The sequence below is a fragment of the Psychrobacter immobilis genome (assembly GCF_904846185.1).
In the GTDB taxonomy this organism is placed as follows: Bacteria; Pseudomonadota; Gammaproteobacteria; order Pseudomonadales; family Moraxellaceae; genus Psychrobacter; species Psychrobacter immobilis_B.
The window spans coordinates 1-678 of record NZ_CAJGZQ010000070.1 but is presented as its reverse complement, the minus strand read 5'-3'; the positions used below and the strand labels follow the sequence as shown (position 1 = coordinate 678).

General features: G+C 52.2%; 1 pseudogene. It reads left to right on the top strand.

Annotated elements, in window-relative coordinates:
* Positions 1 to 623, top strand: a pseudogene (locus JMW94_RS14760) (amidase family protein); the annotation flags it as partial.
* Positions 624 to 678: the final 55 nt, after the last annotated feature.

Below are 678 nucleotides of genomic sequence, written 5' to 3'. Positions count from 1 at the left end.
AACGTGGAGCAGAACTCGTAGACGACCCTTTTGCCAATTCCGGATTTATGGAACTTCGCAAGGCGGTCTTGCCTGGAGCCGAGTTCGACGCGCGCGGGATGGAATCAATTGCCTATGATATTCAAAAATATCTTGAGCGCATGGGTTCAAGTGTCGCTCTGAAGACATTCGCGGAATTTGCCGAAGTGACGCAGAAGGAAGATGCGTTTGGGCCGGACGGAACGTTGAACTATATGAGTCATGTGCCCGCATTCGTAGAATCAGCGAAGTCACCATCTACACCCACAGATATGACGTCGTTCATCGAGCTGAGGGAAACCTATCTCGATATATTCAACACAGTTTTCAACGAGCATGGGCTTGATGCGGTCATCTACCCGCAAATGCAGGGTCCTTTAGGTCCGCTGCACGGAGACGAGACCATCGATGGGATGGTAGTCAGCGAGGTTAATATCGCAGGCCTACCAGCGGTGACGATACCAGCTGGCTTTTACGCCTCCGGTGCCCCATTCAATCTCGTTATTGTTGCGCGGCAGTGGACCGAAGCCGAGATGCTTGCCATCGCGTACGCCTACGAACAGGGAACGAAGCATCGTAAGGCGCCAGAACTCGAAAAGGCCTAGTGAAACTCTGATTAATACCAGGTAAATCGCCGCCTCTGGCGGTGCGATTCAAAAG